The organism is Acinetobacter genomosp. 15BJ (assembly GCF_000400715.1).
Taxonomy (GTDB): domain Bacteria; phylum Pseudomonadota; class Gammaproteobacteria; order Pseudomonadales; family Moraxellaceae; genus Acinetobacter.
This window is the reverse complement of the sequence record NZ_KE007348.1, coordinates 64,821-80,298: the sequence shown is the minus strand read 5'-3', so window position 1 is coordinate 80,298 and position 15,478 is coordinate 64,821. Positions and strand designations below refer to the sequence as shown.

Genomic DNA, 15,478 nt, shown 5'->3' with positions numbered 1-15,478 from the left:
TGAAGCTTAGAGACTTTTCCTGGAAGCATGGTATCAGCCACTTCACTGTACAAGTACAGCTTGCTATCAGTTCTCAGCATAGAGTACCCCGGATTTGCCTAAGATACATGCCTACAACCTTCCACCTAGACAACCAACGCCAGGCTGACTTAACCTTCTCCGTCCTCTCATCGCATTACACAGAAGTATTGGAATATTAACCAATTTCCCATCGACTACGCCTCTCGGCCTCGCCTTAGGGGTCGACTCACCCAGCCCCGATTAACGTTGGACTGGAACCCTTGGTCTTTCAGCGAACGGGTTTTTCACCCGTTTTGTCGTTACTCACGTCAGCATTCGCACTTCTGATACCTCCAGCATACTTCTCAATACACCTTCATCGGCTTACAGAACGCTCCCCTACCACTTGACTTAAAGTCAAATCCGCAGCTTCGGCACATAGTTTTAGCCCCGTTACATCTTCCGCGCAGGCCGACTCGACTAGTGAGCTATTACGCTTTCTTTAAAGGGTGGCTGCTTCTAAGCCAACCTCCTAGCTGTCTATGCCTTCCCACATCGTTTCCCACTTAACTATGATTTTGGGGCCTTAGCTGGCGGTCTGGATTGTTTTCCTCTTGACTACGGACGTTAGCACCCGCAGTCTGTCTCCCGGATAGTACTCATTGGTATTCGGAGTTTGCATCGGTTTGGTAAGTCGGGATGACCCCCTAGCCGAAACAGTGCTCTACCCCCAATGGTATTCGTCCGAGGCGCTACCTAAATAGCTTTCGGGGAGAACCAGCTATCACCAGGCTTGATTAGCCTTTCACCCCTATCCACAAGTCATCCCCTGGCTTTTCAACGACAGTGGGTTCGGTCCTCCAGTTAGTGTTACCCAACCTTCAACCTGCTCATGGATAGATCGCCTGGTTTCGGGTCTATACCCAGCAACTAAACGCCCTATTAAGACTCGATTTCTCTACGGCTCCCCTATTCGGTTAACCTTGCTACTGAATATAAGTCGCTGACCCATTATACAAAAGGTACGCAGTCACCGAACAAGTCGGCTCCCACTGCTTGTATGCATGCGGTTTCAGGATCTATTTCACTCCCCTCACAGGGGTTCTTTTCGCCTTTCCCTCACGGTACTGGTTCACTATCGGTCAGTCAGGAGTATTTAGCCTTGGAGGATGGTCCCCCCATATTCAGACAAGGTTTCACGTGCCTCGCCCTACTCGTCATCATTGTGTGTGCCCTTTCGTGTACGGGAATATCACCCTCTACGTTCGCACTTCCCAGAGCGTTCCACTAGAACACACACAACTTAATGGGCTGCTCCCCGTTCGCTCGCCGCTACTAAGGGAATCTCAATTGATTTCTTTTCCTAAGGGTACTGAGATGTTTCACTTCCCCTCGTTCGCTTCATAAGCCTATGTATTCAGCTTATGATACCCGCCTTATAGCGGGTGGGTTCCCCCATTCAGAAATCTCCGGATCAAAGGATATTTGCCGCCTCCCCGGAGCTTATCGCAGGCTATTACGTCTTTCATCGCCTCTGACTGCCAAGGCATCCACCACATGCACTTAATTACTTGACTATACAACCCCAAACAGTCGTTAACACATACAAGTGAGTGTTATCGTTGCAAACTTAATTGCTACTATCTGTTGTCTGTGAATTTAATCACTATACAGCTTCAATCTAATTCATATACCAAAACGCTTGATTCAGTGTTTTTGCTAGTTCTCAGATTAATTCTTCATCTAACTGAAATACTTACGTATTACCGTTAGTGTCAAATTAATCGAGTTTGAACAATTTATTTCAGACTCAATTTTCTAATCTGTTAATGATTAACTACCACCTCGTCGGTGAGTAGTAAACTGTGATAAATCACAGAAGTTAATAAACCAAGATCATTCGATCTTCTTATTTATTAATTTCTATAAGCTATCTTTGGAATTTAACTTTCGTTTTCTACATTACTTCGTAATGTATGGTGGAGACTAGGAGAGTCGAACTCCTGACCTCCTGCGTGCAAAGCAGGCGCTCTACCAACTAAGCTAAGTCCCCAGCTTATCACTTAATGAACGACATATCTTTCAATCTAAGCTACTGCAATCAGATTTGGTGGGTCTGACAAGACTTGAACTTGTGACCCCACGCTTATCAAGCGTGTGCTCTAACCAACTGAGCTACAGACCCTCAGATACATCTTCGAAGAACAACTTGTTGTGGATTCTTACCGGTCACCAATCTTTCGTTAAGGAGGTGATCCAGCCGCAGGTTCCCCTACGGCTACCTTGTTACGACTTCACCCCAGTCATCGGCCACACCGTGGTAAGCGTCCTCCTTACGGTTAGACTACCTACTTCTGGTGCAACAAACTCCCATGGTGTGACGGGCGGTGTGTACAAGGCCCGGGAACGTATTCACCGCGGCATTCTGATCCGCGATTACTAGCGATTCCGACTTCATGGAGTCGAGTTGCAGACTCCAATCCGGACTACGATCGGCTTTTTGAGATTAGCATCCTATCGCTAGGTAGCAACCCTTTGTACCGACCATTGTAGCACGTGTGTAGCCCTGGTCGTAAGGGCCATGATGACTTGACGTCGTCCCCGCCTTCCTCCAGTTTGTCACTGGCAGTATCCTTAAAGTTCCCGGCTTAACCCGCTGGCAAATAAGGAAAAGGGTTGCGCTCGTTGCGGGACTTAACCCAACATCTCACGACACGAGCTGACGACAGCCATGCAGCACCTGTATGTAAGTTCCCGAAGGCACCAATCCATCTCTGGAAAGTTCTTACTATGTCAAGACCAGGTAAGGTTCTTCGCGTTGCATCGAATTAAACCACATGCTCCACCGCTTGTGCGGGCCCCCGTCAATTCATTTGAGTTTTAGTCTTGCGACCGTACTCCCCAGGCGGTCTACTTATCGCGTTAGCTGCGCCACTAAAGCCTCAAAGGCCCCAACGGCTAGTAGACATCGTTTACGGCATGGACTACCAGGGTATCTAATCCTGTTTGCTCCCCATGCTTTCGTACCTCAGCGTCAGTATTAGGCCAGATGGCTGCCTTCGCCATCGGTATTCCTCCAGATCTCTACGCATTTCACCGCTACACCTGGAATTCTACCATCCTCTCCCATACTCTAGCTGACCAGTATCGAATGCAATTCCTAAGTTAAGCTCAGGGATTTCACATCCGACTTAATCAGCCGCCTACGCACGCTTTACGCCCAGTAAATCCGATTAACGCTCGCACCCTCTGTATTACCGCGGCTGCTGGCACAGAGTTAGCCGGTGCTTATTCTGCGAGTAACGTCCACTCATCTTAGGTATTAACTAAGAGAGCCTCCTCCTCGCTTAAAGTGCTTTACAACCAAAAGGCCTTCTTCACACACGCGGCATGGCTGGATCAGGCTTCCGCCCATTGTCCAATATTCCCCACTGCTGCCTCCCGTAGGAGTCTGGGCCGTGTCTCAGTCCCAGTGTGGCGGATCATCCTCTCAGACCCGCTACAGATCGTCGCCTTGGTAGGCCTTTACCCCACCAACTAGCTAATCCGACTTAGGCTCATCATTTAGCGCAAGGTCCGAAGATCCCCTGCTTTCTCCCGTAGGACGTATGCGGTATTAGCATTCCTTTCGGAATGTTGTCCCCCACTAAATGGCAGATTCCTAAGCATTACTCACCCGTCCGCCGCTAAGTCATAGTGCAAGCACCATAACTCCGCTCGACTTGCATGTGTTAAGCCTGCCGCCAGCGTTCAATCTGAGCCATGATCAAACTCTTCAGTTTAAAATCATTAGTAGCTTATGGCTACAAATCTTGGCTCATCAATTTTCTGACTAAAAATTCGCTCAAATAAACTTCGAGAAATTTTTACCATTCAATCAATGAAATATTTTCGATTGATCAACCAGTAAAAATCCACACAAGTTGTTCTTCTATTCTCTTAATGATCTTCTCGATGATTCGTCATCATCAAGCTAGGTCGGCTATATTACTCTCAATTTCTTAAAAGTCAACAGGTAATTTAGATATTTAGCAAACTTATCAACCAATCCAAGAATCTAACCTCTCTAGCCAAATCCTTGTTTCTCAACAAGTTTTTATCTGCATCACCGCCGATGGATGTGCATTCTACAGCATTTCCAAACCAACACAACCCCCTTTTCATTCTTTTTTATTCGAGTGAACATTTTTAAACCAAAATCACAATTTTTCTTATATTTTTCGACCGAATTTGTTTTAATAATAGGAGAACAACTAAACTATATGCTCATCTTTATGTTTCGCGTTCTATGACGCAATCATTTTAATGGCTGTATTATTTCGCTCTAACAGCGATTAAGGACTTATATGCATTACTCAAATTTTATCTTGCTTGGGTTGTTAACTGCTGGAGCATGTTCAACAGTATTCGCACAAGAAACCCCCAGCGATTCAGCTAATGCTGTAACAAGCCAAGTCACTGCGGAGCAAAAGACTTCAACGATTCAAGCGATTAAAGATTTAAAGCATTTAACTAAAGATGACTTAAAAGTGAATGCGAATGCAGCACAACCTGATTCTGTTAAAGACCCTCTACAACCATTGAACCGCCAAGTCTATGCATTCAATGACATGTTAGACCGTAACTTATTAAAGCCTATTGCAATTCAATATGTTGCTAAAGTGCCAGAACCTGTGCGTAGTCCATATCGTCAATTCCGCAAAAACTTAGGTGAACCTTGGAATGCAGTTAACCAGTTAATGCAGGGTCGCCCAACGCGCGCCGCAAAAACCTTAGGGCGCTTTACAGTGAATACTTTAACAACCTTGGGTTTTGCTGATCCTGCCCGTCGTTTGGGTTTAAGCACTGAAGAGGAAAGTTTTGGTGTGACTCTAGGCTATTATGGTGTTCCATCTGGTCCTTATGTGATGTTGCCTTTCTTCGGCCCAAGTACATTCCGTGATGGTTTTGGTTTAGCCGCAGATAGCTATGGTCGTCCACAAAAATACTTATTAGATGATCAAGAAGGTATTTATTGGTCAACCAATGTATTACAGGCGGTTGATGCACGTTCTCAAATTCTTGATATTGAAGAAAGTCTAAAAGGTGACAAGTACGCAATGATTCGTGATTTCTATTTACAACGTAAAGCTTTCCAGATCGCAGAAAAGCGTGGCGACTCAAATGATGTTTCTTTCATTAGCGATGAAGATGACACTGATGACAGCTCTTCCAATGAAAAATGATTAATTTAAAATAATGTTTTACAAACTTATGTATTGCCAGAGAATTTAAACTCTGGCAATACTATATCCAAGGTCATCTTTCATCTATGATGAATTTTAAATGATCATACAAAGGATTGGCTATTCATCTATGTATTTCATACAACCCACGCGTTCCGTACCTTGTTTAGATCAAGCTTTAACTGAGTTACCGAGTTTGCAGATCATTCAAATTGATGATTTGGATTTGTATGATCAAACCATCATTGCAATTGCCGATGTACAAGACTTTTTAAAATATCAGTGGAAGCTCCCAACAATTGTGCTTGCATTTGAACATGAGGGCACAGCATTAGCACAAGCATGGGAACAAGGTGCATTAGCAGGTTGGATTTGGGATAGTTTGCCAAAAAATCCGATTCATTCTTTGTTTAAAATAGATGCTCAATACAAACGTAATCAAGATAGTCGAGATTTACCTTCTGCTGCCGAATTACAAAAACGTCTTTTACCGAACCCAATCGAATTACCCAACTATCAGTTTGAATCCCTTTTTCAACCGTCTGCTTATTTATCTGGGGATTGGTATGATTATTGGCGTTTAAATGATGAAGAGGTATTGTTTTATTTGGCTGATGTTTCAGGACATGGTGTCACCAGTAGCTTATTAACCTCGTGGATGGCAGCCTTTCATGGCCGTTCAAAAACACCAAGCCAATTGATTCAAAAGCTTAATGCGATGTTGGTACAAGAGAATATTGAGAAACACATTACCATGGTTGCTGGGATCCTAAACTTAGTCACCCATGAAGTGCGTTGGTCAAGTGCGGGACATTACCCTCCCCCCATTATTTTTGAACCGAATCAACCACCTCAGATTTTAACGACCAGTAGCTTTCCACTTGGCCTGACTGAAGAGCTTGAAGTCGAAGAGCACCACTGTAAATTAAGTCGTCATGCGCGGTTCATTTTATGTTCTGATGGTGCCTTGGAACCATTTGATGGTGGTCTGAACGATCAGTTTAATCAATTGGTCGAACATCTTCAAAATGACTCATTCAAAGCCCCTGAACATGTAGCAGATGACATTGCAATTTTAAGCATATGCCGAATGAATTAACAGTAAAATCAATATCTTAATTAAATCACACCCCTCAACCACTTGTGTCTCCAATATCACTATGGGATAATTTGATATCCTTTCTCTGAAAATGGCATTTATATGTCAACAGGTCATGTTGAATATGCAAGTTTGAACGGAACGCATATTTTCAAGCTTATTGGCGAAGTGCGTGCTCACTCTTGTATAAGTCTAGACAAACTACTCAATCGAATTGAACAACAGCAAAATGTTGTTGGTGCAATCGTTGACTTAACCGAAACCACGTTTATTGACAGTACTGTTTTAGGTATATTGGCAAAACTAGGTTTAAAGCTTAAGCAAGTTCATCACATACAAGCCGTTATGCTCTCGACAAATCCAGACATTACTACCTTGGCCAATAGCATGGGGCTCGGGCAAGTATTTGTGATTTTAAACTACTGTGGTGATCCAAGTGTATGTACTTTGGAACTCACAGAAGAGCAAGTCACGCATAGCGCAATGCTTAATACAGTGCTCGACGCACACAAAACACTGATGCACTTGAACGAAAATAACCAAAATATGTTTGAACCACTGGTTAAGCAATTGCAAAAAGAGCAAGATTGCTTAAATCTCGACGTACAAAAACAAAACGCTTGATCGTTAAACTCAGTATCGTGATCTCCCTATGACCTTACTTTCTGTTGCACAGATGAATTCTCAAAACGACATTGAAGTAAACTTCGATGTCATCGAATCATTACTTCAACAAAGTAAGGCTCAAGGTGCTGAGCTGATTGTTTTTCCAGAGAATTTTGTTTGCTTTGCTGCGGGTAAGCAGCGTGAAACCGCAGCACAATTCGAAGCAATTCAAGCACGTCTAGAACAATTGGCACATCGTTATCAAATCTGGATTGTTGCAGGTACACTCCCATGCCCTTTCCGTCCAGATGGCTCGATCATTCAAGATGGCCGTGTTCGCACTGTTAGCTTATGCATTAGCCCTGAAGGGACTGAAGCACGTTATGACAAAATCCACTTGTTTGATGTACAAGTCGGTGATGCTGTAGGTGGTTATCAAGAATCTAAATTCTTTGAACCTGGCGATCAAGTGGTTGTCGCAAAAACACCTTTTGGCAATATTGGTCTGATGGTCTGCTATGACTTACGTTTCCCTGAACTTGCTTTAAGCTTACGTCAACAACGTGCAGATATTCTTACTGCTCCTGCGGCTTTTACTTACACCACAGGTCAGCTCCACTGGCAATTATTGCTACAAGCACGAGCCATGGACAGCCAGTGCTATGTCTTAGGTGCTGCACAACAAGGTTGGCATGGTGAACAACGTCAAACATGGGGACATGCAGGCATTGCAGATAGCCGTGGCCAATTGCTGCAAAGCGTTGAAACTGAAGGATACGGCCTAATCACTAGTGAATTTGACCTTGAGATACAAAACAAACTTCGTCTTGCAATGCCGTTAATGCAACATCGTAAGATTATTGCCTATTAATTCCATCTTCATCTTTATACCAATTTCAACGCACCACTGTACAAAATACAACCACCCAAGATCAATCTGACTGCAATGATCAACTTTTATAAATGCCTGATGTATAGAATCATGATTTAATACAAATTATTGATCATAGTAGAACAAAGTCAGCCAACTTTAGGCTAGCTATGATGTAACATTATCCGTTAATTCTTATTAAGCTTTATTCATGTTTAGATTTATTGTTATTTTCTTTTTTTTGGGGACTGCTGTACAACTTCACGCGACATCTGTAGATGTAGATGGTGATGAATCAACTCAATCATCTCGTGTTTTGTCTACGCCACAAAATTTATCGCTGAATGCTTTTGGGCAATGGATCATTGGTTGGGGAACAGGTGCTGAAGGTGCAAGGCAGAGATTAGACAATATTCAACGTGAAGACGTTATGGTCATTAAACAAAAAGGCACAACCCTAGAAATGATCAAAGCATGGCAGCAACATTTTGAACTTGAAGCTCAAAACAATCTCAGCAACCCGACAGCACGTTATCGTGCCCGTCTTATGAAAAAAATTGCCGATCTCTGGTAATTGATACATCAAATTTATGGTCTAGCATTTGGCATAAGTCTCATCACTTATGCTTTTTGTTTTGGTTAAACAATAAAAACGATTCTCTAGACCAATTTATTGCTCCTAGTCGCGAATCTTCACGATCCAAGCAATTAGCACTTACATTCATATCAAATGCACAACCGACCACTCCCCTTGCTCATAAATAAAAACACCTATAAAACATAAAAACTTCCCTACACGTATAACAACTAAAGATGGCAGGATCTATAACGTTTGCTGACTTGTATTTTAATTTAGATCCAGTACGATCAAATTGCATTCAATAATATTCAGGGATAATTATCATGTCTTTAGAACAAGTCGTTTATCGTGCAAAAGCGAAAGCAACAGGTGGTCGTGATGGCCGTGCAACTTCTTCTGACGGTGTTTTAGATGTTCAATTAGGTGTACCAAAAGAAATGGGTGGCGCTGGTGGTGCAGTCACTAATCCAGAGCAATTGTTTGCTGCTGGTTATTCTGCATGTTTCTTAGGTGCAATGAAGTTTGTTGCCAACCGTGATAAATTTAAGATTACTAAAGATGCGTATGTTGAAGGCGAAGTCGGCATTGGCCCGATTCCAAATGGTTTTGGTATCGAAGTAACACTCAATGTTTATTTAGTTGGAATGGAACAAGCAGAAGCAGAACAATTGGTTGCTGCTGCACATATCGTTTGCCCTTATTCAAATGCAACACGTAACAATATTGATGTGAACTTTAATATTGTGACGACTGAATAAACATTCAGCTTTCCCAATAAAAAAACAGCATGGATAACCATGCTGTTTTTTATGTATAGGTTTATTTATTCTTCGGCAGCTTCATTGGTTACACGAAGCACTTCTTCTAATGTGGTTTTTCCAGCTAAGACCTTTAATAAACCATCATCACGAATCGAAGCTGCATAACGACGCGCATGATTTTCCAACTCATACTCAGCCGCATTGCCATGAATCAAACGGCGCATCGACTCATCGACTGGTACAATTTCATAAATTGCCGTACGTCCACTAAAACCAACATGTGAACATTTTTCACAACCATGTGGTTCAGGCAATTCCATATGTTCATCAACTTTGAGATGCTGAAATACTTGTCGCTCAAAATCATCGGCCTTACGCCACGTGACACAATGTGGGCATAAAGTACGAACCAGACGCTGCGCAATCACACCGATCAAGGAACTCGCCAATAAGAAAGGCTCGATCCCCATATCTTTTAAACGCGTCACGGCTCCTATCGCAGTATTGGTATGCAGGGTGGATAACACCAAGTGACCTGTCAAAGAGGCTTGTACTGCAATTTCCGCAGTTTCCAAGTCACGAATCTCACCGACCATCACCACATCTGGGTCTTGACGCAACATCGCTTTTAACGCACGCGCAAAGGTCATATCCACTTTGGTATTGACCTGTGTTTGACCAATGCCTTCCAATTGATATTCGATCGGATCTTCGGCAGTCAAAATGTTACGAGTATGGTCATTCAAATCTGACAATGCTGCATACAAGGTGGTGGTTTTACCTGAACCTGTTGGACCAGTTACCAAGATAATGCCATGTGGTCGATGAACCAGTTGCGTTAAACGATCATAGTCATTTTGCATCAAGCCTAAATGAGTCATGTTTAAGCGTCCCGCTTGCTTGTCCAGCAAACGCATGACCACACGTTCGCCATGCGAAGACGGTAAAGTTGAGACACGGACATCCACTTCACGCCCTGCGAGACGTAATGAAATACGGCCATCTTGTGGAACACGCTTTTCCGCGATATCCAGTTTCGCCATGACTTTGATACGTGACACCAATAATGGTGCTAATTCACGGCGTGGCTGGACAATTTCACGTAGTTGACCATCGACACGTAATCGTACAGAAAGCTTTTTCTCAAAAGCTTCGATATGAATATCAGAGGCACTGACACGAATCGCTTCAGACAGTAAAGCATTGATTAGACGGACAATCGGGGCATCATCTTCCTGATCCATCAAGTCTTCAGCTTCAGGTACTTGATCCGCCAAACTCAATAAATCTGGATGATCTTCTAGACCTGCCGCAACTTGTTGCGACTCACCAGTATCCCCTGCATAGCTAGAACTCAGTAAGGCATGAAACTCTTGATCAGTACACAATTGATCGTGAGCGGATTTCCCCAAAATTCGACGAGCTTCCTGCAAAGCAATACGCGCGGTGTCCTTGCGTCGTACAATAAAAACTTGATCACCTTCATAACGTAACAAAACGCCATGTCGTTTAGCAAAACTATAAGGAATTTGTATTTGTTTAAGTATTTGCATCACACAAATAATGATAAGAGAAAGTATTGAGTGTACTCTAAGCAGATTACAGCGTGAAGTCTGTTTAGCATACTCACACAGGAATTTTGCATCTTGTCTCAAAATAATCAATATCAAGCTCCCCATTCTGACACTTTGAAATGGTGGGGCGAACAACAATTCGAAATTCAACAGGCCAAAGCGTGGCAATTCGGTTCATTGCTCTTTCGTCTCACTCGCGGCATCAAAGAGTGGCGTTTGGAATATCATCGCCCTCAATTTCAGTATGACTACGAGCAGCAGTGGCGAATATTGAATGATATTGAATTTGCCATGCCACCTCCTGCAAAAATTGAACGTTATATGTTTCATAAAACCAATGGCATCTTTCATTTGATGCCTCGCTTGGCGGATCGCTCAGTGGTGATTCGACCCGTTGATCCGATTTATATTCCTGCCGGCCAGCGTGGAACCTTATATATCAGTACACCCTTGTGGATTGCAGGTTTGGTTGACGGTCTTTCTGAGCCTTTATTTGATATTCCCGTGATTCAACCGAAAGACACTTGGTTTGGTAAAGACCCACAAAATGGTGAGATCTGCTACGCAACTTCTGTAGATGGCCGTATTGATTTGAATCTACTCAAACCACGTGCTTTCCGTGCGGTGACTCCAATTGAGTTCCACAATACCAGTCATCACCAATTGCGTTTTGACCGTATGAATGTCCCCGTCCCTGCGTTGCCTTTATTTTATAGTGAAAGTACAGGCCGTTTATGGACTTCACAAATCAAAGTCTATTACGAAGGGACAGATCATCCCGCACGTATTCGTATTGAAAATAAGACCCCAACCCAAGCGGGTGAAGTCACCTATGTGCATCCCCCTCGTGCACCTGGCAGTACTTTATTCAATATGTTTGATTCATTTTTTTAAGGGGTCGCGATGCCAAATTCGAATATTCCAAAAGATGTTGCCGGCAGCCTGACAAGTGTTTTCACCAACATTAACTTTGAGCGACTCAGTGAAATCGTGGTCGCCATTATTTTGTGTTTCATCGGCTTTCTGATTGCACGTTTGGTTTCAAATGCCTTTATTCGCACGGTAGGCAGCCGCTTTAATGCGCATCAGCGCCTGCTATGGCGTCGGGGTATTTTTTACTTCATCTTCTTGCTATTCATTATGACCAGCCTGAGAGAAGCCGGCTTTAAGCTCAGTGTGTTTTTAGGTGCAGCCGGGATCTTAACCGTTGCCTTAGGTTTTGCCTCACAAACCTCTGCCAGCAATTTGATCAGTGGTTTATTTTTGATTGGTGAAGGCTCATTTGAAGTCGGTGATACCATTCAAATTACCCTCATTCGGGGTCAGACTATCGAAGGTGAGGTGATTTCAATTGATTTGCTCTCGGTTAAATTGCTTACACTCGACAATGTTTATATTCGTTTGCCGAATGAACAACTGATCCGAACCCCTGTGATGAACTTATCCAAATACCCGATACGGCGTATTCCAATCACCTTGGCGATTAACTTTCACGAAGATATTATTAAAGTGCGACATGTTCTGTTAGAAGTGGCGGCCAAATACCCGTTGGTGATGGATGATCCTAAAGCCACGGTCACAGTGACGGCTTTTAGAGAATCATCGATTGAACTGTTATTTGCCGTATGGTGTCGTCAGGAAAACTCACTCAAAGTGCGCGATGAAATGCAGGAACGTATCCGTAATGGCTTTTTGGAAAATGAGATTGAAATTCCTGTACCAAAAATGGGCCTGATTGATCGACCTCTACCCTTAGAGAATGATGAAGTTGATCAATATGCCAATCAGAAAGAACTTAGAAAAGAACAGAAAGAGAGTTAACTCTCTTTCTGAGTCTGTTCTATCGCAGGGGGTAAAGGTGCCAGATATGCAATGACCAGCATCACAGCTCCCGAACCAATAAATGAAATCACGCGAGTTAAGGTGCCACTTTGCGATAAATCCAACAACAACAGTTTCGCTACGACAATCGCTAACAAGGCCGCACCGACAAACCAGATTTGTCGGATGTGGCGGCGGCTGGAAAAGGTCATTAGAACGAAGGCCAATATCACCCACAATAGTGTCAAACTGAGTTGCACATCACCATTCGACCAAATTGCTACGCTCCAGAATGGTGTTCCCAAATAATGATGCATGGCTCGCACCACCACACTGCTTAGCACCAATAGGCCAATCAAAATCGTGGCGACTTTAAAGCCCCACTCAATCGAACGCTCTGTACTAAAGTCATGATGATAAATAATCCAGATCAGACCGAAGAACATCATTAAAGAGAGAATATCTGTCAGATTAAGCAGTGGTATAAAATAATATTGTTCCGCTGAATATGGATCTAGACTGACCAATACCAGCCAGAATAGCGTTAAACACCAGATTGGCAACTGATGCAGCAACTCAGTTTTATTTGATGTAAATAACCAAAGACTGTACATGGCAGGAATAATCGCAAGTGCTGCAATTGGCATAATTGGAAAAATAGCCAAACCAATACTGGCAAGGCTGAGCCAAAGCAACCCAGACCACAGCATAACAGCTGCTTTAGATGTGTAAGCACTCAAGCGAGTCAGGATTAAAGTAATCGTAATTGATGCTACTGCAAACATCACTTGATCTAAGCGACTTGACCAGTGCCAAACGATATACACATGTTGAGCAAAACTTTCGCCATAAAGTAAAGCCAACAAAGCTCCCAACAAGATGAGCTGCACATTGCCCCACTGTAATCGCGATTTAACATGCACCGCCAGACTAAACAATGCCAATAATATTGCAGCAATAGCAAGATAGGGACTCAGTCCATATTGTTGCCATTGCATCAACTCAACAGCAGCAATCGCGCCTGAATACAAACCAAGTACCAGAAAAACCCCACTCAACATGCGTGCACTGAAATACTTCTCGACCTCTTGATAATGCAATAAGTAAAAAGCAGAAATAAATTGAGCAAGTGCAAAAATCGCGGTACTTAAAATTGGGAAATGATCGTTTGACCAAACTTGGAACAGCAGCGCCACCGAACTTAATAACACCAACGCCACACCAACATAGCGACTTAATCGGTAACGCTCGGTCACGCCCCAGACAATCAATGCCGTTCCCTGAATCACCCAGCCTGTTGAAGTCCAATGTGCCCCTTTGGCCAGTGGGAAAATCAATGCAACGAAGACCACTGCAAGAATGAAAAAGCTTTTTGCCAAAATTGAAAGTTGTGGATGCTGACGCTTAATCCAAATATTTAAACTAATATAAACAACCGCAAGTGCAACTGCCCCCCAAGTGAGTGCTGAGGTCGAGTTATGCATTAAATAGGCATGTAGCGAAAAGCCCAGTACAGGCACACTAAAGATCAAGCCAACATCTAAAATCGGTTGTAAACGCTCAGAGGTCTGAGCTGTTTGTTGTTGCTCATTCTGAGCACGTAACATCAGCTGGCTATAACGGATACTCAGCCAGATAAATAACGCCATATGCAACCAGAGAATGATATCCAAGGTATCAAACTGTGCAGTTTTTGCATAAATCCCGATAGTCGAACCACCAATAAACATGGTGGCGAAGAAGGCAATTTGATGCAGGATTTTCCAAGGTTGAATAAAGTTTAATGCAGCTACGGCCAAGTTAATGACAAAGTAATAACTAAATAAGAAAATCACATCCGGATGGTTGTGTGGAATTACCAAGGGCGCGAGATAAGCCATGGTTAAAGCCAGCATGGCTAAATATAAGGCTTGTTGCTTTAAACTTAAATAAACGGTCGCCAATAATAAAATCACAAATAGAATACTAGCGGTACTTAAGCTGGCAATGACGGCGAAATGATGCGAGAAGATCAGGGTTAAAAAAACCACCGCTAAACCGACGCCTTGTAGAGCCACCGCAAATAATTGATTTTTCTTTTGCAGTAAATAACCTGCAACAGTAGTCGCAATCCCAGCAATCGCAATAAAGCCCAGTTTCACGCCTAGACTGAGTTGCCAATGCTCACTGGCAAAACGCAATAACAACACCACCCCAACCATAAGTACCGCGACGGCAACACGTAAAATTGGATTGCCATGTATCATCCAATCGAGTGCAGGTTGCCACCAAGCTGGCTGTTTGGATTCAGAAGAAGGATGAGCAGCAGAGGTAGAGTTCTCAAGTATTGGTCTTTGAACTGATTCAGTTCTAGCCTGCATCCAAGCTGGCTGCTGCTGTTCCACAATTACAGAGTTTGAAGCTGTCGTTTCAACCAATTCAGTAGATTGACCAATGCTTGAGGTCTGTTGTTGTGGTTGAATAGAAATATCTGGATTGAGTGATTGTGTTGCAACCTGCTCTAAATGCAGTAATCGAGTTTGAAAAGCACTGATGGTTTGGATCAAACACAACAACAATACCAATAAAGCGCCACCCGCCAACCACATCCATGTATTGGCATAGGCAAATAATGCGACGAGTGCCGCAGCATATATCACAGTTTTTTGTACACCAATACCAGCCCCTAATGCAAAATAGCTCGGTGCTGCTTGCTCTAGTTGAAGCAAACGCTGATGAATTTCAGACAGAATGTGCACAATTACAACGGTCAGGCCGATTGCAGCTGCGACAATCGTGCCTTGCCATTTAAAGGCAATTGCACAAGCGAGCAATACAGTCAGCGCAATTAAAACAATGACGATTCCCTGTTTGTCTTTTTTATACATAGACTTATATCAATTATGACAGCTTCATTGCCGTCATCTTACTTGATCACTAGATAGGCAGGTATTGTTACATA

Annotated in this window: 10 protein-coding genes, 2 tRNA genes and 2 rRNA genes; 8 read left to right on the top strand and 6 right to left on the bottom strand. The window is 43.1% G+C overall.

The features are described 5' to 3' along the window. From F896_RS0120040 to F896_RS03950, 4 genes are all read right to left on the bottom strand, one after another. A 23S ribosomal RNA gene (locus F896_RS0120040) occupies positions 1-1,577 on the bottom strand; the annotation flags it as partial. A 400-nt stretch (positions 1,578-1,977) separates the two neighbouring features. Further along, positions 1,978-2,053, bottom strand: a tRNA-Ala gene (locus F896_RS03940). Between the two features lie 55 nt (positions 2,054-2,108). Further along, a tRNA-Ile gene (locus tag F896_RS03945) sits at positions 2,109-2,185 on the bottom strand. A 59-nt stretch (positions 2,186-2,244) separates the two neighbouring features. Next, positions 2,245-3,782: ribosomal RNA gene (locus F896_RS03950) — 16S ribosomal RNA — on the bottom strand. 564 nt (positions 3,783-4,346) lie between these two features. Here F896_RS03950 and F896_RS03955 point away from each other — a divergent pair. The 6 genes from F896_RS03955 to F896_RS03980 all read left to right on the top strand — a co-directional run bounded on the left by F896_RS03955 (position 4,347) and on the right by F896_RS03980 (position 9,139). Then, positions 4,347-5,225 (top strand): MlaA family lipoprotein, encoded by an 879-nt coding sequence (locus F896_RS03955; protein ID WP_016164711.1) that lies wholly within the window; start codon positions 4,347-4,349, stop codon positions 5,223-5,225. Positions 5,226-5,355: 130 nt separating this feature from the next. After that, on the top strand, positions 5,356-6,324 hold the full coding sequence (gigA, locus tag F896_RS03960; RefSeq protein WP_005207100.1) for an RsbU family protein phosphatase GigA: 969 nt from the start codon (positions 5,356-5,358) through the stop codon (positions 6,322-6,324). A gap of 102 nt (positions 6,325-6,426) precedes the next feature. After that, positions 6,427-6,948 (top strand): anti-anti-sigma factor GigB, encoded by a 522-nt coding sequence (gigB, locus tag F896_RS03965; RefSeq protein WP_005207099.1) that lies wholly within the window; start codon positions 6,427-6,429, stop codon positions 6,946-6,948. 28 nt (positions 6,949-6,976) lie between these two features. Further along, positions 6,977-7,801 (top strand): carbon-nitrogen hydrolase family protein, encoded by an 825-nt coding sequence (locus F896_RS03970; protein ID WP_016164710.1) that lies wholly within the window; start codon positions 6,977-6,979, stop codon positions 7,799-7,801. 211 nt (positions 7,802-8,012) lie between these two features. After that, the gene (locus F896_RS03975; RefSeq protein WP_016164709.1) at positions 8,013-8,375 is read left to right on the top strand and encodes a DUF4951 domain-containing protein; all 363 of its coding nucleotides are present in this window, start codon (positions 8,013-8,015) and stop codon (positions 8,373-8,375) included. Positions 8,376-8,704: 329 nt separating this feature from the next. Beyond that, positions 8,705-9,139 (top strand): organic hydroperoxide resistance protein, encoded by a 435-nt coding sequence (locus F896_RS03980; RefSeq protein WP_016164708.1) that lies wholly within the window; start codon positions 8,705-8,707, stop codon positions 9,137-9,139. A gap of 65 nt (positions 9,140-9,204) precedes the next feature. Here the strand turns inward: F896_RS03980 and gspE are convergent, their stop codons facing one another. Beyond that, on the bottom strand, positions 9,205-10,695 hold the full coding sequence (gene gspE / locus F896_RS03985) for a type II secretion system ATPase GspE (protein WP_016164707.1): 1,491 nt from the start codon (positions 10,693-10,695) through the stop codon (positions 9,205-9,207). A gap of 93 nt (positions 10,696-10,788) precedes the next feature. Here gspE and F896_RS03990 point away from each other — a divergent pair, with 93 nt between their 5' ends. Continuing rightward, a complete protein-coding gene (locus F896_RS03990) occupies positions 10,789-11,610 on the top strand; it encodes a hypothetical protein (RefSeq protein WP_004804509.1) in 822 nt (273 codons plus the stop codon). Positions 11,611-11,619: 9 nt separating this feature from the next. Beyond that, positions 11,620-12,537 (top strand): mechanosensitive ion channel family protein, encoded by a 918-nt coding sequence (locus F896_RS03995; protein WP_016164706.1) that lies wholly within the window; start codon positions 11,620-11,622, stop codon positions 12,535-12,537. Here the strand turns inward: F896_RS03995 and F896_RS04000 are convergent. After that, on the bottom strand, positions 12,534-15,404 hold the full coding sequence (locus F896_RS04000; protein WP_016164705.1) for a DUF2339 domain-containing protein: 2,871 nt from the start codon (positions 15,402-15,404) through the stop codon (positions 12,534-12,536). The two genes, F896_RS03995 and F896_RS04000, sit on opposite strands and share 4 nt — an antisense overlap. Between the last annotated feature and the right edge of the window lie 74 nt (positions 15,405-15,478).